Raw genomic sequence first — 22872 nt, 5'->3', positions numbered from 1 at the left:
GCGGATCGCGAGCGGCGAGCGCGGCTCGGCGTGCTCGAGCAGGCGCCCCGGCTGCGCGCGCTCGGTGCGCACGTGCAGGGTCGGCATGCACGCCAGCGTACGCGTTCGCGCGCGTGCGCCGGCGGCGAGGGGCGCTCCTAGCCGCAGACCGGCCACCCGAGCGCGGCGGCCGGTCACGGCGCCCGGGACGGGCTCGCGGACGGCGGGCGTCCGATCAGGACACGCCGCCTAGGATGGGGGTGTGAGCCGAGCCGACATGCAGAAGGACCCCGACGAGGTCGCGGGCATGTTCGACGCGACGGCGAAGCGGTACGACCTGCTGAACTCGCTGCTCTCCGGAGGCAACGACAAGCTCTGGCGCATCCACATGCAGCGCGCCGTGCGGCCCCAGCCCGGGGAGCGCATCCTCGACGTCGCCGCCGGCACCGGCGCATCCGCCGCCCCGATGGCGAAGGCCGGCGCGCTCGTCACGGCCCTCGACATCAGCCAGGGCATGCTCGAGGTGGGGCGCGAGCGCCACCCCGACATCGAGTTCGTGCACGGCAGCGCGACCGAGCTGCCCTTCGACGGCGACACGTTCGACGCCGTCACGATCTCGTTCGGGCTGCGCAACGTGCAGCAGCCGCGCGCGGCGCTCAGCGAGTTCCACCGCGTGCTGAAGCCCGGCGGCCGGCTGCTCGTGTGCGAGTTCTCGCAGCCCCCGGTGAGCGTCGTGCGGCGCGGCTACGACCTCTACCTGCGCACGGTGCTGCCCGGCATGGCGCGGCTCGCGAGCAGCAACCCCGAGGCGTACCGCTACCTCGTCGAGTCGATCGAGTCGTGGCCCGACCAGCAGGCGCTCTCGCAGTGGATCCGCACGGCTGGCTTCACGCGCGTCGCGCACCGCAACCTCACGCTCGGGGTCGTCGCGCTGCACCGCGGCCGCAAGCCCACCGAGCAGACCGCGGCGATGCGCATCGCGAAGCACGCGAACGACGCCCCGCAGCCCGCCTCCGAGCCGCAGCCGGGCCCGGAGGAGCAGGGCGCCTGATGCCGACGATCGCCGAGACCTTCGGGCTCCGCGGGCCGCGCCTCGCCGCGCCCGCCGACCGCCGCATGGTCGACAGCGTCGAGGCCGGGCTCGAGCGCGTCGAGGAGCGCCTCGGCGCCCACCTGCACGTCGCCGACCCGGTGGCGGATGCGGTGACGCGCTACCTGCTCGAGGCAGGCGGCAAGCGGGCCAGGCCGCTGCTCCTCCTGCTGACCGCGCACCTCGGGCGCGGCATCGACGACGAGGTGCTCTCGGCCGCCGAGCTCATCGAGATCACGCACGTCGCGAGCCTCTACCACGACGACGTCATGGACGAGGCCGAGACGCGGCGCGGGGTGCCGTCGGCGCACGTCGCCTGGAGCAACAGCGTCGCGATCCTCGCGGGCGATCTGCTGTTCGCGCGCGCGGGCCAGATCGCCGCGCCGCTCGGCGCCGAGGTCGCGCAGCTGCAGGCGCGCACGTTCGAGCGCCTGTGCCTCGGCCAGCTGCACGAGACGCTCGGGCCCGGCGACGCCGACCCGGTCGAGCACTACCTGCAGGTGCTCGCCGACAAGACGGGCTCGCTCATCGCCGCGGCCGCCGAGTGCGGCGCGCTCGTGAGCGGCGCCGACGCGGCGCTGCGCGAGGCGCTGCGCGTCTTCGGCGAGCGCATCGGCGTCGCCTTCCAGCTCGTCGACGACGTCATCGACCTCTCGTCCGACCCCGACACGGGCAAGGACCAGGGCAACGACGTGCGCGCGGGGGTCGCGACGCTGCCGGTGCTGCTGCTCGCGAAGCGCGACGACGACGCCTCCGCGGCGCTGCTGCGCAGGCTGCACGAGCCGGCCGACGAGGCCGAGCTCGCGGCCGCCGTCGTCGAGCTCGCCGCGCATCCGGTCGTCGACGAGACGATGGCCGAGGCCGAGCGCTGGCAGCGCGAGGCGCTCGCCGCCCTCGAGCCGCTCCCGGCGGGCACGGTGCGCCGTGCCCTCGAGGCGTTCGCCGAGAAGGTCGTCTCGCGCACCCGCTGACGCACTGAAGCACGGGCGGCGCGGCCGCCCTCCACCTGCAAGGAGAGAAGTGAGCGCACCGCTCCGCATCGCCGTGGTCGGCGCCGGTCCCGCCGGCATCTACGCCGCCGACATCCTCAAGAGGTCCGTCACCGAGGCGGGCGGCGAGGTGCTCATCGACCTGTTCGAGCAGCTGCCGGCGCCCTACGGCCTCGTGCGCTACGGCGTCGCCCCCGACCACCCGCGCATCAAGGGCATCATCTCGGCGCTGCGCGAGGTGCTCGAGTCCGGCGTCGTGCGGCTGTTCGGCAACGTCCGCTTCGGCCACGACATCACCGTCGCCGACCTCGAGCGGCTCTACCACGGCGTCATCTTCGCGACCGGGGCGACGAAGGACGCGCCGCTCGACATCCCCGGCATCGACCTGCCCGGCTCCTACGGCGCGGCCGACTTCGTCTCCTGGTACGACGGCCACCCCGACGTGCCGCGCGAGTGGCCGCTCGAGGCGAAGGAGATCGCGGTCATCGGCAACGGCAACGTCGCGCTCGACGTCGCGCGGATGCTCGTGAAGCACCCCGAGGACCTCATGCCCACCGAGGTGCCCGCCAACGTCGTCGCCGGCCTCGAGGCATCCCCCGTCACCGACGTGCACGTCTTCGGCCGCCGCGGCCCGCTCGGCGTGAAGTTCACGCCGCTCGAGCTGCGCGAGCTCGGCGAGCTGCGCGACGTCGACATGATCCTCCACGACGAGGACTTCGGCGTCGACCCCGACGAGGAGGCGCTCAAGCAGAACAAGCAGATCCTCGTCATCTCGCGCGTGCTCGAGCAGTGGCGGCAGCGCGAGGTCGGGCACGCGTCGCGCCGCCTGCACCTGCACTTCTGGTCGCGCCCCGACGCCGTGCTCGGCGACGACCGCGTCGAGGCGCTGCGCGTCGAGCGCACCCGGCCGGGCGAGGACGGCCTCGAGGGCACGGGCGTCTTCCGCGACATCCCCGTCCAGGCGGTGTACCGCGCGGTCGGCTACTTCTCGTCGCCGCTGCACGAGGTGCCGTTCGACGAGCGCCGCGGCGTGATCCCGAACGAGGCGGGGCGCGTGATGGACGGCATGCGCCCGGTGCCCGGCATGTACGCGACGGGCTGGATCAAGCGCGGTCCGGTCGGCCTCATCGGCCACACGAAGTCCGACGCGAAGGAGACGATCGAGCAGCTGCTCGGCGACGAGCACTCCTGGTGGAGCCCCGAGCCGTACGACGCGGCCGCGGTGCCCCGGCTGCTCGAGGAGCGCGGCGTGCGGTGGACCGACATCGCCGGCTGGATCCGGCTCGACGAGCACGAGATGGCGCTCGGCGCGCCGCACGGCCGCGCGCGCATCAAGGTCGTGCCGCGCGACGAGATGATCGCGGTCTCGCGCGACGAGCGCTGACTTGGAGCCGGTCGGCCTGCTGCTGATCGCGCTCGCGGCGGTCGGCGGCGGCGCGATCAACGCGGCCGCCGGCGGCGGCACGCTCATCACGTTCCCGGCGATGCTCGCCGCGGGCATGAGCCCGCTCGCGGCGAACATGACGTCGTCGATCGGGATGCTCATGGGCACGATCGGCGGCGCGTGGAGCTACCGGGCGGAGCTGCGCCGCCAGCGCCGCCGCTTCGCCGCGAACGCCCCGTTCGCCGCGATCGGCGGCGCGCTCGGCGCGGTGCTGCTGCTGCTCACGCCCTCCGACGCGTTCACCGCGATCGTGCCGTGGCTCGTGCTCGCCGCCGCGGCGCTGTTCGCGGTGCAGCCGCTCGTCGCGAAGCGGCTCGGCCGGTCCGCGGACGACGCGTTCGACACGGCATCGACCGGCGGGTGGGCGGCGAAGGCCTCCTTCGTGCTCATCGGCGTCTACGGCTCGTACTTCGGCGCCGGCATCGGCGTCATGATGCTCGCGATGCTCGGCCTCCTCATCCACGACTCGCTCCAGCACCACAATGCGCTGAAGAACGTGCTCGCGGCCGTCATCAACGGCACGGGCGCGCTCATCCTCGCCTTCTCGCCGCTCGTGCACTGGGGCGTCGTCGCGCTCATGCTCGCGGGCTCGCTCGTCGGCGGCGTCGCGGGCGGCCGGCTGTCGCGGCGCGTGCCGTCGTGGCTGCTGCGGCTCGTGGTGATCGCCTTCGCCCTGGGCGTCGCGCTCACGATGCTGCTGACCTGAGCCGGGCCCGCCGGGCATCGCGAGAGCGAGCGCTCGCGCCCGAGCACCGCTGGGGCGGGACGCTCCGCTACTGCAGCGCCGACGTGAGGCGCGCGACGTTGTCGAAGAGCTGGGTGATGCGCGGGCGGGCCAGCCACGTCTCGAGCGTGAGCTCCGACGACTGCAGCCGGTACCCCTCCGCCGTGCCCTGCAGCTGCGCGACCATCGACGCGCCCTCGATGAGCATCGACACCTCGAAGTTCAGGCCGAACGAGCGCATGTCGATGTTCGACGAGCCGATCACCGACACCTTGTCGTCGAAGGTCATGAACTTCGAGTGCAGCACGGTCGGCTTCGCGAAGAGGGTGATCCTCACGCCCGCGCGCAGCAGCTCCTCGTAGTACGAGCGCTGCGCGTGGTGGGTCCAGAACTGGTCGCCGATCTCGCTCGCGAACAGCTCGACGTCGACGCCGCGCATCGCCGCCGACGTGATCGCGTAGCGCATCGCCTCGTCGGGCACGAAGTACGGGCTCACGACGACGATCCGCTCCTGCGCGGCGTGCACGAGCTCGAGGAACACGCGCAGGTTGATCTCGCCCTCGAAGCCGGGTCCCGACGGGATGACGGATGCGTTGAGGTCGCCCTGGTGCTCGGAGCCGTGCGTCGCGAGCTCCACGAGCTCGTTCGACTCGGCCCACCAGTCCGACCAGAAGAGCACGTCGAGCGCGCGCACCGGCTGGCCCGTGAGCTCGATCCAGGTGTCGCGCCACTGCAGGCCGCGGCGGATGTTCTTCTTCCAGAGGTAGGAGGGGTCGACGAGGTTGAGCGAGCCGGTGAAGCCGACCGAGCCGTCGATGACGACGAGCTTGCGGTGGTTGCGGAGGTCGGGCCGCTGCCACTGCCCGCGCCAGGGCTTGAGCGGCAGCATGTCGCGCCACTCGGCGCCCATCGCCTCGAGCCGGGCGATCGTCTCCTTGCGGCGCGGGTAGCGCGCGCTCGTGAGGTGGTCGACGAGCACGCGCACCGCGACGCCGCGCGCCGCCGCCCGCTCGAGCGCGGCGAAGAACACCTCGGTGCGCTCGCTCGCGACGATGAGGTAGAACTCGACGTGCACCCAGCGCTCGGCCTCGTCGATGCGGCGCGCCATCGCCTCGAGCTGCGCGTCGAACTCGCCCCACACGATGCCCTCCGAGGGCCCGACGTGCGGCATGGAGGAGAGCGTGCGGTTCAGCTCGAGGATCCCGCCGAGCCACTCGGGCCGCTCGCGCGCGGCGGGCGCGTCGTCGACGTCGAGGGTGCTCTCGCGGATGAGCTCCTGGATCGCGGACATCTTGTCGCTGCGGCCCTTCGGCAGCCGGGTGTTGCCGAGCACGCCGAACACGATCCAGCCGACGATGGGCTGGAACATGATGACGAGCAGCCACGCGATCGCGGAGGAGGGGCGCCGGTTGTAGGGCACCACCGCGAGGGCCAGCACGCGCAGCGCGACGTCGACGGTGAGGTAGAGCGCGCCGAGCGCCTGCGCGAGCGTCAGCTCCACTGGGGGCGGTGGGTGCGGGCCGCGGTCAGCGGAAGTTGACGAACTGGAGGTCGATGTCGAAGTCCCCGGCCTTCAGCAGCCGGATGGTCTCCTGCAGGTCGTCGCGGCTCTTGGAGGTGACGCGCACCTCGTCGCCCTGGATCTGCGCCTTGACGCTCTTGGGCGCCTCGTCGCGGATGAGCTTCGTGACCTTCTTCGCGTTCTCGCTCGAGATGCCGTCCTTGAGCGAGATCTCGATGCGGTACTCCTTGCCCGAGGGGTAGGGGTCGCCCTGGTCGAGCATCTTGAGGTCGATGCCGCGCTTGATGAACTTCGACTGCACGACGTCGAGCACCGCCTTCACGCGCTCCTCGCTCGAGGCCTTGAGCAGCAGCTTCTCGCCGCTCCACGCGACATCGGCGCCGACGCCCTTGAAGTCGTAGCGCTGCTCGACCTCCTTGCGCGCCTGGTTGACGGCGTTCTCGGCCTCCATCTTGTCGACCTTGCTGACCACATCGAACGAGGAATCTGCCATGCCCTGATCCTAGGGCGGCCGCGCCGGGTCGTCCTCAACCAGTCGATGGTCGGCCACGGGACGACGGAAGCCCCGCCTCGGGGGCGGGGCTCCGGATGGTGGCGAGTGAGGGATTCGAACCCCCGAAGGCAATGCCAGCTGATTTACAGTCAGATCCCTTTGGCCGCTTGGGTAACTCGCCGAGGCCGTGCAGGCCGTCGTCTACCCTACAACACCCACAGGTCGGCGCCCGCGCCGCGCGGCCCCGCGGTGCCCACGGGTAGGTTCGAGGCATGCGCGAGCTCCACGACCTCAACGTCGGCATCGCGGTCGAGGCGGCCGAGCTCGCGCGCACGCGCCGCCGCGCGGGCGTCGCGATCGCGGCGAGCAAGTCGAGCCTCGTCGACATCGTCACCGAGGCCGACCGCGAGGTCGAGCGGCTCGTGGTCGAGCGCATCCGCGCCGCGCGCCCCGACGACGGCATCCTCGGCGAGGAGGGCACGAGCATCGTCGGCACCTCGGGCCTCACCTGGGTCATCGACCCGATCGACGGCACCGTGAACTACCTCTATGACATCCCCGCGTACGCCGTCTCGCTCGCCGTCGTCGAGGGCGAGCCCGACCCGGCGACGTGGCGTCCGCTGTCCGCGAGCGTCATCAACGCCGCGACCGGCGAGCGCTTCGAGGCGACGCGGGGCGGGGGAGCGACCCTCGACGGCCGCCCGATCCGGGTGGCGGATGCGGTGCCCGCCGCGACCGCGCTCGTCGGCACGGGCTTCGGGTACGACGCGGGCCGCCGGCAGCGGCAGGCCGCGATCGTGCAGCAGCTCATCGGGTCGGTGCGCGACATCCGCCGCATCGGCGCCGCCGCGCTCGACCTCGCGGGCGTCGCGGCAGGCAGGCTCAACGCCTACTTCGAGGTCGGGCTGCAGCCGTGGGACTTCGCGGCCGGCGCACTGATCGTCGAGGAGTCCGGCGGCGCGATCCGCGGCTGGGGCGACGCCCCGGCGGGCTCCGGGTTCCTGCTCGCGGCGCACCCCGCGGTCGCCGATGAGCTGCTGGAGCTGCTCGCGCCCATGCCCGTCGACGAGGTGTGAGCCTTGCGGCTTCGTTGCCGATCCGTTACCTTCGATGGTCGGAGCGCGCGACCGATCGCGTGCCCGCGCGCCGTTGCTCCTGACGACCGGTTCATGCTTTCATCGACAGCGTCGCAAGCAGCTGGATCATGGCGATCGACGTGCGCCCGCGACCCGAAGACTCGACCCTAGGACGGCCCCCGCGTGACTGCCCCCACCCGACGAGCCCTGCGCTCGTCTGCTGAGGACGCCACACGGCCCGCTCCGGCTCCCGCGCCCAGCCGCCGCGAGCTGCGCGAGCGCGAGCGCGCCGCCGAGGCGATCGCGCTGACCGCCGCCGAGGCACGCGCCGCCGCGCGCGTCACCCTCGTCGAGGGCACCGCGCCGCTCTACACGACGCGCCGCGCGATGCGCGAGGCAGCGACGAGGGCGGCGCGCGAGCTGCCCGTGACGATGGCGGCGGAGGAGTTCACCGCGCCGATCATCACCGTCGACGCACCGTCGCTCGGGACCGGCGGCGAGCGACCGGCAGGCGGCCGCCCCGCGCCGCGGCCGCTCGCGCCGCGAGTCGTGCAGCAGCCCGTCTCGGCCGCCTCGCCGAAGCGCCGCCGCTCCACCGCCCGCGCGCTCGCGCGGAAGGTCACCGCCGGCGGCGCGCTGCTGTTCATCGGCTCCCTCGTTGTCGTCACGTCGTTGCCCGCGCAGGCGGTGAGGGCACCGGATACGCTCGACCCGGCGATCGCTCAGATCGACGGCGATGCTGAGGCGCAGACGCTTGGCGTGGCCGACGGCAATGAGACCTTCTTCGCTCGCGACGACGTCGCTGTGAACGACCTGGTCGCCGCGGCTCGCATGTCGCCTGGCGAGCTCGCCGCCTTCCAGTCGGTCGCGGATGCCGAGCCGGGGGGCTCCTCCTACGGGGGAGACCCGGCGTTCCCGCAAGCGTGGGGGATGCTCGAGACCAGCTACGTGCAGACGCCGTTCCCCGAACTCGACCAGTTGCGCATCACGAGCCCGTTCGGCTACCGGCCGGGTGGCTTCCATGGGGGCACCGACATCGCTCCCGGACTTGGCACCGAGATCCGGCCCATCGCTAACGGGGTCGTCTCTGCAGTCTGGCAGGGCAACAATCCGGGCGGCGGCGGCTACACGGTGTTCATCGACCACAACATCGACGGCGAGTTCTTCCAGTCCTGGTACGCGCACATGGTGCCGGGTTCGATCCGCGTCGAGGTGGGCCAGGTGGTCGACATCACGACGGTCATCGGGCTCGTCGGCAGCTCCGGTCGCTCAACGGGTCCACACCTGCACTTCGAGATCAAGAACGGCGACTACGTGTCGTTCGATCCGATGCTCTGGCTGCAGACCCGCGAGCAGAATCTCGAGTTCCGCTGACGCCCGAGCGCGACACGCTCGCAATGCCAGCGGCGCGGAGCAACCGGCACTAGCAGGCGCCCTCCGCGCTGAGACGACGAGCGCCCCGCCGGCCCGCGAGGCGCTCGTCGTCTCAAGCGAGCGTCACGCGGTGCGCACCCACACGACCTCGTCGGCAGCGAGCGATGCCGCGTCGAGCGGCGTCGAGGCGAGCAGGATCCCGCCGCGCGGCACGTCGACGGCGTCGTGGCCGAGGTTCGCGATCACGGTGACGTCGCCGTTGCGGAAGGCGAGCGCCGTCGGGCCGACGTCGAGCCACTCGAGCTCGCCCGTGCCGAGCCGGTGCTCCTTGCGCAGCGCGAGCGCGCGGCGGTACAGCTCGAGCGTCGAATCGGCGACCCCCGCTTGCGCGTCGCGCGCGAGCTCGGCCCACTCGGGCGGCTGCGGCAGCCAGGTCTCGCCCGTCGGCGAGAAGCCGAACGCCGGCGCTGCGGCCTCCCACGGGATCGGCACGCGGCACCCGTCGCGGCCCCACAGCTCGCCCTTCGTCCGGTGGAACGTCGGGTCCTGCCGCTGCTCGGGGGCGATCGCGGTGACCTCGGGCAGCCCGAGCTCCTCGCCCTGGTAGACGTACGAGCTGCCGGGCAGCGCGAGCATGAGCGCGGTCGCGGCGCGCCCGCGGCGCAGCGAGACGACCGGGTCGGCCTTCGACCGCGAGGTCGGCCCGATGCCCGCGCCGTGGGGCGGGGGCGGCACGAGCGCGAGCCGGGTGCGGTGCCGGATGGTGTCGTGGTTCGAGAGCACCCACGTGGGCGGAGCGCCGACCGCGCCGAACTCGCGGATCGACTCGTCGATCACCTCGCGCAGCTGCGCGGCGTCCCACGGCGTCTCGAGGTACACGAAGTTGAACGCCTGGTGCATCTCGTCGGGGCGCACGAACCGCGCCATCTTCTCGAGCGGGCTCACCCACGCCTCGGCGCACAGCACCCGGTCGCCCTCGTACTCCTCGAGCACGAGGCGCCAGCGCCGGTAGATCTCGTGCACGTGCTCCTGACCGAAGAACGGCGAATCCATGGAGCCCGCGGCGATGAGCTCCTCGTCGATGTCCGGCAGGCCCTCGGCCTTGGCGTTGCCGTGCGCGACGTCGACGCGGAAGCCGTCGACGCCCCGGTCGAGCCAGAAGCGCAGCACGTCGACGAACATGTCGCCGACCTCCGGGTGGGTCCAGTCGAAGTCGGGCTGCGACGTGTCGAACAGGTGCAGGTACCACTGGCCATCGGGCACGCGCGTCCAGGCGGGACCCCCGAACACGCTCTGCCAGTTGTTCGGCGGCAGCTCGCCGTCGGGCCCCTTCCCGTCGCGGAAGATGTAGCGGGCGCGCTCAGGGCTGCCGGGGCCGGCCGCGAGCGCCGCCTGGAACCACGGGTGCTGGTCGGAGGAGTGGTTCGGGACGAGGTCGACGATCACCCGCAGACCGAGCCCGTGGGCCGCCTCGAGCATCCGGTCGAAGTCGTCGAGCGTGCCGAAGAGCGGGTCGACGTCCATGTAGTCGCTCACGTCGTAGCCGGCGTCGCGCTGCGGCGAGCGGTAGAAGGGGCTCAGCCAGATCGCGTCGACGCCGAGCTCGGCGACCTGCGGCAGGCGCGCTGCGATGCCGGCGAGGTCGCCGACGCCGTCGCCCGAGGCATCGGCGAAGCTGCGCGGGTAGATCTGGTAGATGACGGCGGAGCGCCACCACTCGGCGCCGGGCACGGACTGCGGGAGCTGGGCAGTGTCGGTCATGGCGACAGGCTATGCGGATGCGCTGGGAGGTCGGGCAAGGTCACGAGTTGCCAACGATCCGCGCTCCGGGCCGCGCGCGAGTTGCGGCTCGCGCACGCGGACGGCCACGATGAGCGGGGCCAGCGACGACGCCGTCGGAGCGGGGAGCCCCCAGGAGCTGAAGGAAGGCACCATGAAGCACAGCAGCCTCATGAAGGCGGCCGGGGTCGGGGCGCTCGCGCTCACGCTCGCGGCCTGCGCCGGCGGCGGCACGCCCGCGCCCGCGGACAGCGAGTCGGCGGAGCCGCAGGGCGGCGGCGAGCTCGTCATCTGGATGGACGAGAACCGCGCAGCGGCGCTCGAGGACGTCGTCGCGACGTTCGAGGAGGAGACCGGCACGACCGTCGAGGTCATCATCAAGGACTTCGGCGACATCCGCGACGACCTCACGACCCAGGCGCCCTCGGGCGACGGCCCCGACGTCGTCGTCGGCGCGCACGACTGGATCGGCAAGCTCGTCCAGAACGGCGTGATCGCGCCCGTCGAGCTCGGTGACATCGCGGGCGACTTCGAGGACGTCGCCGTCTCGGCGATGACCTACGAGGGCTCGGTCTACGGCGTGCCCGTCTCGATCGAGAACATCGCGCTCGTGCGCAACACGGCGCTCGCGCCCGAGGCGCCCGCGACGTGGGACGACCTCGTCTCGACCGGCCAGGCGGCCGTCGCCTCCGGCCAGGCGCAGTACCCGCTGCTCGTCGGCATCGACCCGAACAACGCCGACCCGTACCACCTGTACCCGCTGCAGGCCTCCTTCGGCGGCCCCGTCTTCGGCATGAACGACGACGGCTCGTACAACCCCGACGACCTGCAGATCGGCAACGAGGGCAACGTCGCGTTCGCCGGCGCGCTCGCGCAGTGGGGCGCCGACGGCATCATCAACGTCAACATCACGCAGGACATCGCGAAGGAGCAGTTCGCCGCAGGCGCGAGCCCCTACACGATCACCGGCCCGTGGAACCTGTCGACGTTCCAGGAGGCGGGCATCGAGTACGCGATCGACCCGATCCCGTCGGCGGGCGGCCAGCCGGCGACGCCGTTCGTGGGCGTGCAGGGCTTCTTCGTCTCGCAGTACGCGAACAACCCGATCGTCGCGTCGCAGTTCCTCACCGAGTACATCGCGAGCGAGGAGGCCCAGACGGCCATCTTCGAGGGCGGCCAGCGCGCTCCCGCGCTGTCGGCGGCGTTCGAGGCCGCGCAGTCGAACGAGGACGTCGCGGGCTTCGGCGCGGTCGGCGCCGAGGGCGTGCCCATGCCGAACATCCCCGAGATGGACGCGCTGTGGGCCGACTGGGGCACCACCGAGGCGCAGATCCTGAAGGGCGAGGCGGGCGACCCCGCCGCTGCCTGGACGGCGATGGCCGAGAAGATCCAGAGCACGCTCGACGGCTGATGCCGCAGCGCGGCGGCCGGTCCTCGACGGGCCGGCCGCCGTCTCTCCCTGAGCACCCGCCGACGCGAAGGAGCCCCGCGTGACGACGACCGACGCACCGCCGCGCCCGACGAGCGCGCCCAAGCGGGGCATCCACCACCAGCCCCCGAGCATGCGCGTGCTGGCCGTGAAGCTGCTGCTGCTCGCGCTCGTCGACGCGGTCGCCGTCTTCGCGATGTCGATCCTGTTCTTCCGCGGCGACTACGTCGTCGCGGCGATCGTGCTGCTCGTCACGATCGTCGTCAACTGGGTCTACCTGAGCCCCGGGCTCCTGCCGGCGAAGTACCTCACGCCCGGGCTGCTGTTCCTCGGGATCTTCCAGGTCTTCGTCATCGTCTACACGCTCTACATCGCGTTCACGAACTACGGCGACGGCCACAACTCCACGAAGGACGACGCGATCTCGTCGATCGTGCTGCAGAACACCCAGCGCGTCGAGGGATCGCCCGTCTACCAGGTGCAGGTCGTCGAGAGCCTCGCGGGGCTCGGGCTGCTGGCCACCTCGCCGGAGGGCGACGTGCTCGTGGGCACCGCGGAGCAGCCGCTCGAGCCCGTCGCCGAGGGCGACATCACGCGGGAGGGGCCCCGGGCGACGGCGGCCGCCGGCTGGACGAGCCTCGGCATGCAGGACATCCTCCAGCGGCAGCAGGAGATCGCGGCGCTCCAGGTGCCGCTGAGCGACGACCTGGCCGACGGGTTCCTCCGCACGACGAACGCGACGCAGGCGTTCGTCTTCGAATCCACCTTCGTGTACGACGAGGCCGCCGACACGATGACCGACTCCGCGACCGGCACCGTCTACCGGGATCTCGGCAACGGTCAGTTCGAGACCGAGGACGGCCGGTCGCTCGGCACCGGCTGGCAGATCCTCGTCGGCTTCGACAACTTCCTCTACCCGTTCGAGAACCCCCGGTACGGCGGCGCGCTCGTCTCCGTGCTGCTGTGGACGTTCGCGTTCGCGATCCTCTCGGTGGGCCTCTCGTTCTTCCTCGGGCTGTTCCTCGCGATCGCGCTCAACGACGCGCGCATGCGGTCGAAGCAGGTCTACCGGGTGCTATCGATCCTCCCGTACGCGTTCCCGTCGTTCCTCGGCGCGCTCGTCTGGCTCGGCCTCATGAACACCGAGTTCGGCTTCCTCAACAACGTCCTGCTCGGCGGTGCGGACGTGCCATGGCTCACCGACCCCTGGCTCGCGAAGGCCTCGATGATCATCGTGAACGTGTGGCTCGGGTTCCCCTACATGTTCCTGATCTGCCTCGGCGCGCTGCAGTCGATCCCCGAGGAGCTCACGGAGGCGGCGTCGGTCGACGGCGCCTCCGGCTGGCAGATCTTCCGCGGCATCAAGTTCCCGCTCCTGCTCGTGTCGACCGCACCGCTGCTCATCTCGTCGTTCGCGTTCAACTTCAACAACTTCAACATCATCTACATGCTCACGGCCGGCGGCCCGCGCATGCAGGGCGTCGACGAGAACGTCGGCCACACCGACCTGCTGATCACGCTCGTCTACAAGACGGCGTTCGAATCGGGCACCGGCCGCGACTACGGGCTCGCCTCCGCGCTGTCGATCCTGATCTTCATCATCGTGGCGACCGTCTCGACGCTCGCCTTCCGCCGCACGAAGGCGCTCGAGGAGCTGAACTGATGAGCATCGAGATCGATCCGCTCGCCGTCGACGCCGACGGGGCACGGCGGCGCCGCGAGCCGAAGGCCGCGCCGCAGCCTCGCATGCGCTTCCGCACGTGGCTGCGCGAGCTCGGCTGGCGCCACCTCGTCGGCCTCGCCGTCGTCGTGTTCGCCGTCTTCCCGCTCGTGTACGTCCTGAGCGCATCCTTCAACCCCGGCGGCACGCTCACGGGGTCGAACGTGCTGTTCCGCGAGATCTCGGGCCAGAACTACATCGACCTGCTCAGCGATCCGCGCCGGCCGTACGCGGCCTGGTTCGCGAACACGATCATCGTCGGCATCTGCACCGCGATCGGCACGGTGTTCCTCGGCGCGCTCGCCGCCTACTCGTTCAGCCGCATGCGCTTCACGGGCCGCCGGCCGGGGCTGCTGGGCCTCATCCTCGTGCAGATGTTCCCGCAGCTGCTCGCGGTCGTCGCGATCTACCTGCTCATGCGCGGCATCAGCGACGTCTTCCCGGCCATCGGCCTCGACTCGCTCGTCGGCCTCATCATGGTGTACCTCGGCGGCGCGCTCGGCGTGAACACCTACCTGATGTACGGCTTCTTCAACACGGTGCCCGCGTCCATCGACGAGGCGGCGAAGATCGACGGCGCCGGGCACGCGCGGATCTTCTTCACGATCATCCTGCGGCTCGTCGCGCCCATCCTCGCCGTCATCGGCCTGCTCTCGTTCATCGGCACGACGAGCGACTTCGTGCTCTCGTCCGTCATCCTTACGAGCCCGGACCGGCTCACGCTCGCCGTGGGCCTCTACCGGTACGTGTCGGAGGAGACGAACACGAACTACCCGGTGTTCGCCGCCGGCGCCGTGCTCGCAGCGATCCCCGTGATGGTGCTGTTCCTCTGGCTGCAGAAGTACATCGTGGGCGGGCTCACGGCTGGCGCCGTCAAGTAGGGGGTGCCCCGCCGCCATGCCGACTGTGGCACGGTAGGGGCATGCATCTCGACGGAGCGATGAGGCGGGCTGACACATGACGACGGTGAAGGCGCCGATCGACCGCGGGCGGTTCTCCAACAAGACCGTGTTCATCATGGCCGCGATCGGCTCGGCCGTCGGGCTCGGCAACATCTGGCGGTTCCCGTACGTCGCGTACGAGGGCGGCGGCGGCGCGTTCATCCTGCCCTACCTCGTCGCGCTGCTCGTCGCGGGCATCCCGCTGCTGCTGCTCGACTACGCGATCGGCCACTCGCAGCGCGGCTCGGCGCCGCTGTCGTTCGCGCGGCTGAGCCGACGGCTCGAGTTCATCGGCTGGTGGCAGGTGGCGATCTGCGTCGTGATCGCCCTCTACTACGCCGCGATCCTGGCCTGGTCGGCCCAGTACATCGGCTTCTCCTTCACCCAGGCGTGGGGCGACGACCCCGAGGCGTTCCTGTTCGGGGAGTTCCTGCGCACCGAAGCGGGCGCGATCACGTTCGACTTCGTGCCTGCGGTGCTCATCCCCATGGCGATCATCTGGGCCGTGACGATCGCCGTCATGGCGCTCGGCGTCCAGAAGGGCGTCGGCGCGACGTCGGTCATCTTCATCCCCGTGCTGCTCATCGCCTTCGGCGCGCTCGTCGTGCAGGCGCTCGTGCTGCCCGGCGCCGTCGAGGGCCTGCAGTCGCTGTTCGCCCCGAACTGGTCGGCCCTGCTCGACCCGGCCGTGTGGGCGAGCGCGTTCGGGCAGATCTTCTTCTCGCTGTCCGTCGGGTTCGGCATCATGATCACCTACGCCTCCTACGTGGGGCGCAAGGTCGACATGACGGGCTCGGGGTTCGTGGTCGGCTTCGCCAACTCGGGCTTCGAGCTGCTCGCCGGCATCGGCGTGTTCTCGGCGCTCGGCTTCCTCGCGCAGGCCTCGGGCGCCGCGGTCGCCGACGTCGTGAGCGCGGGCATCGGCCTCGCGTTCGTCGCGTTCCCCGCGATCATCTCGCAGGCGCCGTTCGGCGCGCTCCTCGGCGTGCTCTTCTTCACGTCGCTCGTGCTCGCGGGCTTCACGTCGCTCGTGAGCATCCTCGAGGTGGTCATCTCGGCGGTCCGCGACAAGCTCGAGCTCGGGCGCGTCACCGCGACGCTCGTGGTGACCGTGCCGATGGCCGTCGTCAGCATCCTGCTGTTCTCGACCACGAGCGGCGTCGTGGTGCTCGACATCGCCGACTACTTCATCAACCGCTTCGGCATCCTGCTCGTCGCCCTCGTCGCGATGCTCGCCGTCGCGTGGGGCGTGCGGCGCGTGCCGTGGTTCGCCGAGCACATGAGCCGCTACAGCTCCATCCGCCTCGGCCGCTGGTGGGTCGCCCTCGTCATGTTCGTGACGCCCGTGCTCATCCTCTTCATGCTCGTGCAGGAGGCCATCACCGCGATCACCGTCCCCTACGAGGGCTACCCGGCATGGATGCTCGGGGTGTTCGGCTGGGGGGTGGCCGCGGCCGCGCTCGTCGCCGGCGTCCTGCTCGCCATCCCCGGGTGGAGGCCGACGACGCCGCTCGAGGCGCCGATGCACGACGAGGAGGTGATCCGATGACCCCCGACGCGATCGCGCTCATGCTCGTCTCGATGCTCGTGCTCTGGGGCGGCCTGGGCGCGGCGATCGTGAACATCGTGCGCTTCAAGGGGCCGGAGCCCACGGAGTCGATGCGCGACCTCTGACCCCGCGGCTCATGCCCTAGCGTTGTCGGGTGCCGCAGCCCCACCACGACGGATCGCCCCTGCACGTCTCGACGCTGAGCCCGTCCCTCGGCGACCTCGTGCGGGTGCGCCTGCGCATCCCCGTCGGCGCCGACGCGCCGCTCGAGGTGCTCGTGCGCTCGAACCCGGACCGCGAGCCGTTCTTCAACAAGGCGGTGCACCTCGGCACCGCGGGCGCCTACGACTGGTGGGAGGCCGAGATCCGGGTCGCGAACCCCGTGCACCGCTACCGCTGGCTCGTGCACTGGCAGTCCGGTCTCACCGAGTGGATCAACCAGGAGGGCGTGCACCGCATCGAGACGCGCGACGACGCCGACTTCGCGCTCGTCGCGCACCCGGCGCCGCCGGCATGGGCGACGGATGCGGTGCTGTACCAGGTGTTCCCCGACCGGTTCGCGCGGTCCGAGCAGGCGGCCGCGCACCCGACGCCCGACTGGGCGATCGCCGCCGACTGGGACGAGCCGGTCATCGGCTCCGGCCCGGGCGTCTCGCAGCAGCTCTACGGCGGCGACCTGCCCGGCGTCGAGGCCCACCTCGACCACCTCGTCGAGCTCGGCGCGACGGTGCTCTACCTGACCCCCGTCTTCCCCGGCGCGTCGAACCACCGGTACGACGCATCCACCTTCGACCTCGTCGACCCGCTGCTCGGCGGCGACGAGGCGCTCATCTCGCTCGTCGAGGCAGCCCACGCGCGCGGCCTCAAGGTCATGGGCGACCTCACGAGCAACCACACGGGTGACACGCACGACTGGTTCCGCGCCGCGACCGCATCGCCCGACGCCCCGGAGCGAGCGTTCTACTACTTCCACGAGCACGGCTCGTACGCGTCGTGGCTCGGCCACGCCTCGCTGCCCAAGCTCAACTGGAGCTCGCGCGAGCTGCGCGAGCGCTTCATCGAGGGTCCGGACTCCGTCGTCGGCCGGTGGCTCCGGCCCCCGTACTCGCTCGACGGCTGGCGCATCGACGTCGCCAACATGACCGGCCGCCACGAGGACGATGACCTGAACGCCGAGGTGCGCCGGACCATCCGCCGCACGATGCTCGACATCAACCCCGACACGCTGCTGCTGGGGGAGTCGACGAACGACGCGACCGACGACTTCCAGGGCGACGCGTGGCACGGGGCGATGACCTACGCGAACTTCACGCGGCCGGTGTGGGGCTGGCTGTCGGTGCCCGGCTCCGCGGCGTTCGGCGGGCTCGGCATGGCGCGCTCGGTCATCCCGAGCTACACGGGCGTCGACGTGCACGCGCAGCACCAGCGCTTCATCGCCGGCATCCCGTGGCGCACGCGGCTGCACAACATGAACGCCCTCGACACGCACGACACGCCGCGCTTCGCGACCAACGCGCTGCCCGGCGCCGTGCCGGTCGCGCTCGGCATGGCCGTCGCGCTCCCCGGCATCCCGGTGATCTGGGCCGGTGACGAGCTCGGGCTCACCGGGGTCAACGGCGAGGACTCCCGCACCCCGATGCCGTGGGACTCGCTCGACGAGCACGCCGACACGATCGCGCTCCACCGCGAGCTGCTCGCGCTGCGGGCGAGCCAGCCGGCGCTCCGCGGCGGCGGGATGCGGTGGCTGCACGTGGGCGACGAGGTGCTGGCCTGGGTGCGCGAGAGCGAGGCGTCGAGCGTGCTGTGCGTCGCGGCGCGAGGCTTCCACGACGTCGTGATCGAGGAGGGCGAGGTCGGCGTCGACGGCGAGCCCGAGCGGCTCTTCGGCGACGCCGGCATCGCGGTCTTCGGCGACGGCGGCCTGCGCCTCACGGGCGCCGGCCCCGCGTTCGCCGCGTGGTCGCTGCCGGGTGTCGCGGCGCCGCGCCCCGACGCCGCCGAGGAGCGCGCCGAGCGCGAGCTGCTCGAGCGCAACGCCGCGCAGGACGCGGCGCTCGCCCACGGGGAGCCCGCGGCGCCGACGCTCACCGCCGCGTGGAGCAAGGACACGCTCGGCGAGGAGTGAGCGCGGGCGTGCCACGGCGGGCTCGCACCGGTGCTACGATATTCCGGTTGCCTGCAGAGGCTTCGCCCCGGTAGCTCAGTGGTAGAGCACTTCCATGGTAAGGAAGGGGTCGCGAGTTCAATCCTCGCCCGGGGCTCGCGTTCGCTTGATGCCTCGAGCTCGGGTGGGCGTCCTGGCGGGGTAGCTCAGTTGGTGAGAGCGCACGACTCATAATCGTGAGGTCGCGGGTTCGAGCCCCGCCCTCGCTACCGCCAGTGCAGCAGAGGACCGAGCAGTCGCTCGGTCCTCTGCTGCGTCCGGCCCCGTCCTCGCTCCCGCGACGCTCGCGATCGGGCATGGACGAGCGTCCAGCACGCGAGTAGCGTGCGTGCCAGACAGGCCGCGCTGACCTGCCTCGATCGAGGAGGACGACGATGTCCACTATCGCGCGACGCTCCATGTCCCCGTCGCTCGCCGCGAAGCCCTCGCACCACCACCACGTCGCGCCGACCCGCACGAAGGTCGCCTGGCCCTCGTCCGCGAGGCCGTTCGTGACCGACGGAGGGCTCGAGACCGATCTCATCCACAACCGCGGCGTGACCCTGCGCGAGTTCGCCGCCTACCCGCTCGTGCGCACCGACGCGGGCCTCGCGATGCTCGACGACTACTACGACGGCTACGCGGAGGTCGCGCGGCGGCACGGCACGGGACTCGTGCTCGAGACGCCCACCTGGCGCGCGAGCGCCGACTGGGGCGCCCGCCTGGGCGACTCGCGCCGGGCCCTCTACGACGTCAACGTGCAGGCTGTGCGGCACCTCCTGCAGCTGCGCGAGGAGCGCTACGCGGACATCGCCGACGTGCTCGTCAGCGGCGCCGTGGGGCCGCGCGCCGACGCCTACGCCGACATCCCGCCGGTCGACCCGGACGACGCGCAGATGTACCACGAGCCGCAGCTCGACGCGTTCGCCGAGGGCGGCGTCGACCTCGTGACCGCCTTCACCCTCTCCGACCCGGGCGAGGCGATCGGCATCGCGCGCGCAGCGTTCTACCACGGGCTGCCGACCGTGATCGGCTTCACCGTCGAGGAGGACGGCCGGATGCGCGGCGGCATGACGCTCCGCGAGGCGATCGAGCTCGTCGACAGCGAGACCGACACCGTGCACTACATGCTCAACTGCGCGCATCCGCAGCACATCCTGCGGGCGCTCGACGACGGACCGTGGCGCGAGCGGATCGTGAGCGTGCGCTACAACGCGTCGACGCGCACGCACGCCGAGCTCGACCGGGCGACGACGCTCGACGCCGGCGACCCCGCCGAGCTGCGCCGGGGCCACGCCGAGGTGCGCGCCCGGCTCCCGCGGCTCGCGATCATCGGCGGCTGCTGCGGCACCGACAGCCGGCACGTCGCCGCCCTCTGGGAGGACCGCGCCACTGCCTAGACTGGCTGGCGTGCCAGTGAACCCCGAGATCCAGGGCAGGCAGTACCCGCCCACGCCGCCCTACCTCGTCGGCCGCGAGAAGGTGCGCGAGTTCGCGCGCGCCGTCCAGGCGACGCACCCGCACCACTTCGACGTCGAGGCCGCGCGCGCCGCGGGCCACGCCGACGTCATCGCGCCGCCGACGTTCCCGATCGTCATCCAGGAGCTCACGCTGCGGCAGCTGCTCGACGACGAGACCGCGGGCGTCGACTTCAGCCGCGTCGTGCACGGCGACCAGCGCTTCACCGCGACGCGGCCGATCGTCGCCGGCGACGAGCTCACCGCGCAGCTGACGGTCACGAGCGTGAAGTCGCTCGCGGGCAACGACATGGTCGCGAGCGAGAGCGTCATCACGGATGCGTCGGGCGAGCACGTGGTGACGGCCACGTCGTCGCTCGTGGTGCGGGGGGAGTGAGCGTGGAGCAGCTCGAGGTCGGCCAGGTCGTCGCGGAGCGGGAGCTCCGCTTCACGCGCGACTCGCTCGTGCGCTACGCCGGCGCGTCCGGCGACTTCAACCCGATCCACTACCGCGACGACGTCGCGGCCTCCGTCGGGCTGCCCGGCGTGCTCGCGCACGGCATGCTCACGATGGGCGCCGCGGTGCAGCCGGTCGTCGACTGGGCCGGACCCGAGCGCATCCTCGACTACCAGGTGCGCTTCACGCGCCCCGTCGTCGTCGAGCCGGAGGCCGGCGCCGCCCTGCGGGTCGTCGCGAAGGTCGGCCGGGTGGACGACGGCTCCGCCCGGATCGACCTCACCGTGACGGTGGCCGAGCAGACGGTGCTCGGGAAGGCGCAGGTCGTCGTGAAGACCGAGGGATGACGCGCGCCGTGGCCGAGTCGGACGAGCATGGCGCAGCGGTGCGCGCGCTCGCGGACGCCACCACGATGCGCGTCGGCGGCGAGGTGCGGCGCTGGATCGACGCGACGACGCGCGAGGAGGTCGCCGCCGCCTACGCGGAGGCGCTCGCCGACGACCACGAGCCGCTGCTGCTCCTCGGGGGCGGCTCCAACACGGTCGCGTCGTCCGAGCCCTTCGACGGCACCGTCCTGCGCGTGGCGACCCGAGGCATCCGCACCCTGCCCGCGCCGCCGCCGCCGCACCGCCCGGAGGGAGAGCAGCCGCCGGCCGACGACTCCGTCGTGCTGCGCGTCGAGGCGGGCGAGCCGTGGGATGCGCTCGTCGAGCGCGCGGTCGGCGAGGGGCTCGCCGGCATCGAGGCGCTCAGCGGCGTGCCGGGCTCGACGGGCGCCGCGCCGATCCAGAACATCGGGGCCTACGGGCAGGAGCTCTCGTCGACGCTCGTGGGGCTAGAGCTGCTCGACGCGGAGACGCTCGAGGTGCGCTCGGTGCCGGCGGCGGAGCTGCGCCTCGGCTACCGCGACTCGGCCATCAAGCAGGGCGTGCTGCGCGGCGTCGTGCTCTCGGTCGACCTGCGCCTGCGCCGCTCGGCCGACGGGCGCAGCCAGCCCATCGCCTACCAGCAGCTCGCGTCGGCGCTCGGGGTCGAGCTCGGCACGCGCGTGCCGCTCGAGGATGTGCGCGCGTCGGTGCTCGCGCTGCGCTCGTCGAAGGGGATGGTGCTCTCCGACGACCCCGACTCAGTGAGCGCCGGCTCGTTCTTCACGAACCCGATCGTCTCGGCGCGCTTCGCGGCCGGGCTGCCCGCCGACGCGCCCCGCTGGTCGGTCGCCCCCGGACCCGCTGGCCCCGCACCGCGCCCGACGGTGCTGCCGCTCGAGGCGGCCGACCTGAGCGCCGTGCCGCCGCTCGAGCGGCCCGTGCCGCGCGTGAAGCTCTCGGCCGCGTGGCTCATCGAGCACTCGGGGATCGGCCGCGGGTTCGCCCTGCCCGGCTCGCGCGCCGCGATCTCGTCGAAGCACACGCTCGCGCTCACCAACCGCGGGGGCGCGACGGGCGAGGAGATCGCCGAGCTCGCCCGGTTCGTGCAGGCGCGCGTCGAGAACCAGTTCGGCGTGCACCTCGTGCCCGAGCCGGTGCTCGTCGGCCTGCAGCTCTAGCGGGAATGCGCGGCGCGCGCGCGAGGTTGCCCGTCGCATGACCGCACCTGTGCAGCTGCGCCTCGTCGTCGAGGCAGAGGACTTCGAGGCGGCGCTCGCGTTCTACCGCGACGCGCTCGGCCTGCCCGAGCTCGCCGCGTTCGAGGGCGAGGGCGAGGCGCGCGTGGCGATCCTCGACGCCGGCCGCGCGACGCTCGAGCTCGCGAACCCGGCGCAGAAGCGCATGATCGACGCCGTCGAGGCGGGCGGCCGGGAGAGCCCCCGCATCCGCGTCGCCTTCGAGGTCGACGACGCCGACGGCGTGACCCGCAGGCTCGAGGGTGCCGGCGCCACCGTGATCGCCGAACCGGTCGAGACGCCATGGCGCTCGCGCAACGCGCGGCTCGAGGGCCCGGCCGACCTCACCCTCACCCTCTTCGAGGAGCTCGACGGCGAGGAGCGGTTCGTCCCGCTCGGCTGAGCGGCCTCCGCTTGCCGACCCGCCGGGCCCGTGCGACAGTCGAGGCGTGGGGGAGACCGACGGGGCGCCCGACGGCGACGACCTCGCGCCGATCGAGCTCGAGGTGCAGGTCGCGGTGAGCTGCGCGCGGGCATGGGACGCGTGGGTGCACGGCCTCACCGAGTGGTGGCACCCGGCGTGGACGGCGAGCGGCGCGAGCCTCGCGCGCATCGAGGTCGAGCCGCACCCCGGCGGCCGCATCGTCGAGCACCGCCACGACGGGCGGCGGCACGAGTGGGGCGAGGTGACGGATGCGGTGCCCGGCTCGCGCTTCGCCCACACGTTCCGCCTCGCGGACGAGGGCGACGCATCCACGGTGGCCGTCGACTTCGCCGAGCTGCCGGGCGGCGGCACGCGGGTGCGGCTCACGCACGGGGGCTGGAACGCGTCGAACGCCGACGCGCGCGCCCTGCACGACGACTGGCCGGTGCTCCTCGAGCGCTACCGCGCGCACGCCCAGCACATCTGAGCAGCGGGGTCAGGCCGCGAAGAGGCGCTGGAGGCGCTGGACCCCTTCGAGGAGCGGCTCGTCGCCCAGGGCGTAGGAGAAGCGCAGGTAGCCGGACGGCCCGAATGCCTCGCCCGGCACGGCCGCGACCTCCGCCTGCTCGAGCATGAGGTCGGCGAGCTCGAGCGAGGTGTCGGCGCGCACGCCGCCCCA

Annotated in this window: 21 protein-coding genes, 3 tRNA genes and 1 pseudogene; 20 read left to right on the top strand and 5 right to left on the bottom strand. The window is 72.2% G+C overall.

What is annotated here, in order from left to right:
- Positions 1-241 precede the first annotated feature (241 nt).
- From ubiE to NWP09_RS04510, 4 genes are read left to right on the top strand one after another with little or no spacing between them, the layout of a single operon-like run.
- Complete coding sequence (gene ubiE / locus NWP09_RS04525) at positions 242-1030, top strand: bifunctional demethylmenaquinone methyltransferase/2-methoxy-6-polyprenyl-1,4-benzoquinol methylase UbiE (RefSeq protein ID WP_258274345.1); 789 nt, start codon at positions 242-244, stop codon at positions 1028-1030.
- Positions 1030-2040, top strand: coding sequence for a polyprenyl synthetase family protein (locus NWP09_RS04520; protein WP_258274344.1), 1011 nt, complete (start codon positions 1030-1032; stop codon positions 2038-2040). The genes ubiE and NWP09_RS04520 overlap by 1 nt, the downstream gene beginning before the upstream one ends.
- 49 nt (positions 2041-2089) lie before the next feature.
- Positions 2090-3442: an FAD-dependent oxidoreductase gene (locus NWP09_RS04515; protein WP_258274343.1), complete on the top strand. Its 1353-nt coding sequence runs from the start codon at positions 2090-2092 to the stop codon at positions 3440-3442.
- Between the two features lies 1 nt (position 3443).
- Positions 3444-4208: a sulfite exporter TauE/SafE family protein gene (locus tag NWP09_RS04510; protein WP_258274342.1), complete on the top strand. Its 765-nt coding sequence runs from the start codon at positions 3444-3446 to the stop codon at positions 4206-4208.
- 67 nt (positions 4209-4275) lie between these two features.
- On the opposite strand, the gene NWP09_RS04505 is transcribed toward NWP09_RS04510, so the two are convergent.
- The 3 genes from NWP09_RS04505 to NWP09_RS04495 form a co-directional block, all read right to left on the bottom strand.
- The gene (locus NWP09_RS04505; RefSeq protein ID WP_258274341.1) at positions 4276-5727 is read right to left on the bottom strand and encodes a phospholipase D-like domain-containing protein; all 1452 of its coding nucleotides are present in this window, start codon (positions 5725-5727) and stop codon (positions 4276-4278) included.
- A 25-nt stretch (positions 5728-5752) separates the two neighbouring features.
- Positions 5753-6241 carry a YajQ family cyclic di-GMP-binding protein gene (locus NWP09_RS04500; RefSeq protein ID WP_258274340.1) on the bottom strand — a complete coding sequence of 163 codons (489 nt, stop codon included), beginning with the start codon at positions 6239-6241 and terminating at the stop codon, positions 5753-5755.
- Positions 6242-6337: 96 nt separating this feature from the next.
- Positions 6338-6422: transfer RNA gene (locus tag NWP09_RS04495), tRNA-Tyr, on the bottom strand.
- A 91-nt stretch (positions 6423-6513) separates the two neighbouring features.
- Between NWP09_RS04495 and NWP09_RS04490 the strand changes: the two genes are divergently transcribed.
- Together NWP09_RS04490 and NWP09_RS04485 are read left to right on the top strand one after the other, a co-directional pair.
- Complete coding sequence (locus tag NWP09_RS04490; protein ID WP_258274339.1) at positions 6514-7317, top strand: inositol monophosphatase family protein; 804 nt, start codon at positions 6514-6516, stop codon at positions 7315-7317.
- Between the two features lie 432 nt (positions 7318-7749).
- Positions 7750-8691 (top strand): peptidoglycan DD-metalloendopeptidase family protein, encoded by a 942-nt coding sequence (locus tag NWP09_RS04485; RefSeq protein ID WP_258274347.1) that lies wholly within the window; start codon positions 7750-7752, stop codon positions 8689-8691.
- Positions 8692-8814: 123 nt separating this feature from the next.
- Here the strand turns inward: NWP09_RS04485 and NWP09_RS04480 are convergent, their stop codons facing one another.
- Positions 8815-10452: a glycoside hydrolase family 13 protein gene (locus tag NWP09_RS04480; protein WP_258274338.1), complete on the bottom strand. Its 1638-nt coding sequence runs from the start codon at positions 10450-10452 to the stop codon at positions 8815-8817.
- Positions 10453-10624: 172 nt separating this feature from the next.
- Between NWP09_RS04480 and NWP09_RS04475 the strand changes: the two genes are divergently transcribed.
- From NWP09_RS04475 to NWP09_RS04410, 14 genes are all read left to right on the top strand, one after another.
- Positions 10625-11881, top strand: coding sequence for a maltose ABC transporter substrate-binding protein (locus NWP09_RS04475; protein WP_258274337.1), 1257 nt, complete (start codon positions 10625-10627; stop codon positions 11879-11881).
- A gap of 79 nt (positions 11882-11960) precedes the next feature.
- Positions 11961-13562 carry an ABC transporter permease subunit gene (locus NWP09_RS04470; RefSeq protein WP_258274336.1) on the top strand — a complete coding sequence of 534 codons (1602 nt, stop codon included), beginning with the start codon at positions 11961-11963 and terminating at the stop codon, positions 13560-13562.
- 83 nt (positions 13563-13645) lie between these two features.
- Positions 13646-14500, top strand: coding sequence for a sugar ABC transporter permease (locus NWP09_RS04465; RefSeq protein WP_258274346.1), 855 nt, complete (start codon positions 13646-13648; stop codon positions 14498-14500).
- A 76-nt stretch (positions 14501-14576) separates the two neighbouring features.
- Positions 14577-16109: a sodium-dependent transporter gene (locus NWP09_RS04460; RefSeq protein WP_258274335.1), complete on the top strand. Its 1533-nt coding sequence runs from the start codon at positions 14577-14579 to the stop codon at positions 16107-16109.
- The gene (locus NWP09_RS04455; protein WP_258274334.1) at positions 16106-16234 is read left to right on the top strand and encodes a MetS family NSS transporter small subunit; all 129 of its coding nucleotides are present in this window, start codon (positions 16106-16108) and stop codon (positions 16232-16234) included. Before NWP09_RS04460 ends, NWP09_RS04455 begins: the two co-directional genes overlap by 4 nt.
- 29 nt (positions 16235-16263) lie before the next feature.
- Positions 16264-18234: a glycoside hydrolase family 13 protein gene (locus NWP09_RS04450; RefSeq protein WP_258274333.1), complete on the top strand. Its 1971-nt coding sequence runs from the start codon at positions 16264-16266 to the stop codon at positions 18232-18234.
- Between the two features lie 64 nt (positions 18235-18298).
- Positions 18299-18370: transfer RNA gene (locus NWP09_RS04445), tRNA-Thr, on the top strand.
- 38 nt (positions 18371-18408) lie between these two features.
- Positions 18409-18482 (top strand) — tRNA-Met (locus NWP09_RS04440).
- Positions 18483-18671: 189 nt separating this feature from the next.
- Entirely contained in the window at positions 18672-19652 is a 981-nt protein-coding gene (locus tag NWP09_RS04435) for a homocysteine S-methyltransferase family protein (RefSeq protein WP_258274332.1), read from the top strand.
- Between the two features lie 10 nt (positions 19653-19662).
- The gene (locus NWP09_RS04430; protein WP_258274331.1) at positions 19663-20106 is read left to right on the top strand and encodes a MaoC family dehydratase N-terminal domain-containing protein; all 444 of its coding nucleotides are present in this window, start codon (positions 19663-19665) and stop codon (positions 20104-20106) included.
- Positions 20103-20513 (top strand): MaoC/PaaZ C-terminal domain-containing protein, encoded by a 411-nt coding sequence (locus NWP09_RS04425; protein ID WP_258274330.1) that lies wholly within the window; start codon positions 20103-20105, stop codon positions 20511-20513. The genes NWP09_RS04430 and NWP09_RS04425 overlap by 4 nt, the downstream gene beginning before the upstream one ends.
- Positions 20510-21712 (top strand): UDP-N-acetylmuramate dehydrogenase, encoded by a 1203-nt coding sequence (locus NWP09_RS04420; RefSeq protein ID WP_258274329.1) that lies wholly within the window; start codon positions 20510-20512, stop codon positions 21710-21712. The genes NWP09_RS04425 and NWP09_RS04420 overlap by 4 nt, the downstream gene beginning before the upstream one ends.
- A gap of 37 nt (positions 21713-21749) precedes the next feature.
- Positions 21750-22172 (top strand): glyoxalase/bleomycin resistance/extradiol dioxygenase family protein, encoded by a 423-nt coding sequence (locus NWP09_RS04415; RefSeq protein ID WP_258274328.1) that lies wholly within the window; start codon positions 21750-21752, stop codon positions 22170-22172.
- 46 nt (positions 22173-22218) lie between these two features.
- Entirely contained in the window at positions 22219-22680 is a 462-nt protein-coding gene (locus NWP09_RS04410; RefSeq protein WP_258274327.1) for an SRPBCC domain-containing protein, read from the top strand.
- Positions 22681-22689: 9 nt separating this feature from the next.
- Here NWP09_RS04410 and NWP09_RS04405 read toward each other — a convergent pair.
- Positions 22690-22872: pseudogene (locus tag NWP09_RS04405) on the bottom strand (aspartate aminotransferase); the annotation flags it as partial.

Source organism: Agrococcus sp. HG114 (genome assembly GCF_024723325.1).
Lineage (GTDB): Bacteria > Actinomycetota > Actinomycetes > Actinomycetales > Microbacteriaceae > Agrococcus.
Note: the sequence above shows the minus strand (reverse complement) of the source record. Positions and strands in the feature narration are given on the sequence as shown.

Bases quoted from the DNA above. Each gene is read 5' to 3' on its own strand.
- NWP09_RS04490 (WP_258274339.1), top strand. From the start codon at position 6,514: ATGCGCGAGCTCCACGACCTCAACGTCGGCATCGCGGTCGAGGCGGCC.
- NWP09_RS04520 (WP_258274344.1), top strand. From the start codon at position 1,030: ATGCCGACGATCGCCGAGACCTTCGGGCTCCGCGGGCCGCGCCTCGCC.
- NWP09_RS04435 (WP_258274332.1), top strand. From the start codon at position 18,672: ATGTCCCCGTCGCTCGCCGCGAAGCCCTCGCACCACCACCACGTCGCG.
- NWP09_RS04465 (WP_258274346.1), top strand. From the start codon at position 13,646: ATGCGCTTCCGCACGTGGCTGCGCGAGCTCGGCTGGCGCCACCTCGTC.
- NWP09_RS04480 (WP_258274338.1), bottom strand. From the start codon at position 10,452: ATGACCGACACTGCCCAGCTCCCGCAGTCCGTGCCCGGCGCCGAGTGG.
- NWP09_RS04500 (WP_258274340.1), bottom strand. From the start codon at position 6,241: ATGGCAGATTCCTCGTTCGATGTGGTCAGCAAGGTCGACAAGATGGAG.
- NWP09_RS04475 (WP_258274337.1), top strand. From the start codon at position 10,625: ATGAAGCACAGCAGCCTCATGAAGGCGGCCGGGGTCGGGGCGCTCGCG.
- NWP09_RS04415 (WP_258274328.1), top strand. From the start codon at position 21,750: ATGACCGCACCTGTGCAGCTGCGCCTCGTCGTCGAGGCAGAGGACTTC.
- NWP09_RS04485 (WP_258274347.1), top strand. From the start codon at position 7,750: ATGGCGGCGGAGGAGTTCACCGCGCCGATCATCACCGTCGACGCACCG.
- NWP09_RS04455 (WP_258274334.1), top strand. From the start codon at position 16,106: ATGACCCCCGACGCGATCGCGCTCATGCTCGTCTCGATGCTCGTGCTC.
- NWP09_RS04460 (WP_258274335.1), top strand. From the start codon at position 14,577: ATGACGACGGTGAAGGCGCCGATCGACCGCGGGCGGTTCTCCAACAAG.
- NWP09_RS04420 (WP_258274329.1), top strand. From the start codon at position 20,510: ATGACGCGCGCCGTGGCCGAGTCGGACGAGCATGGCGCAGCGGTGCGC.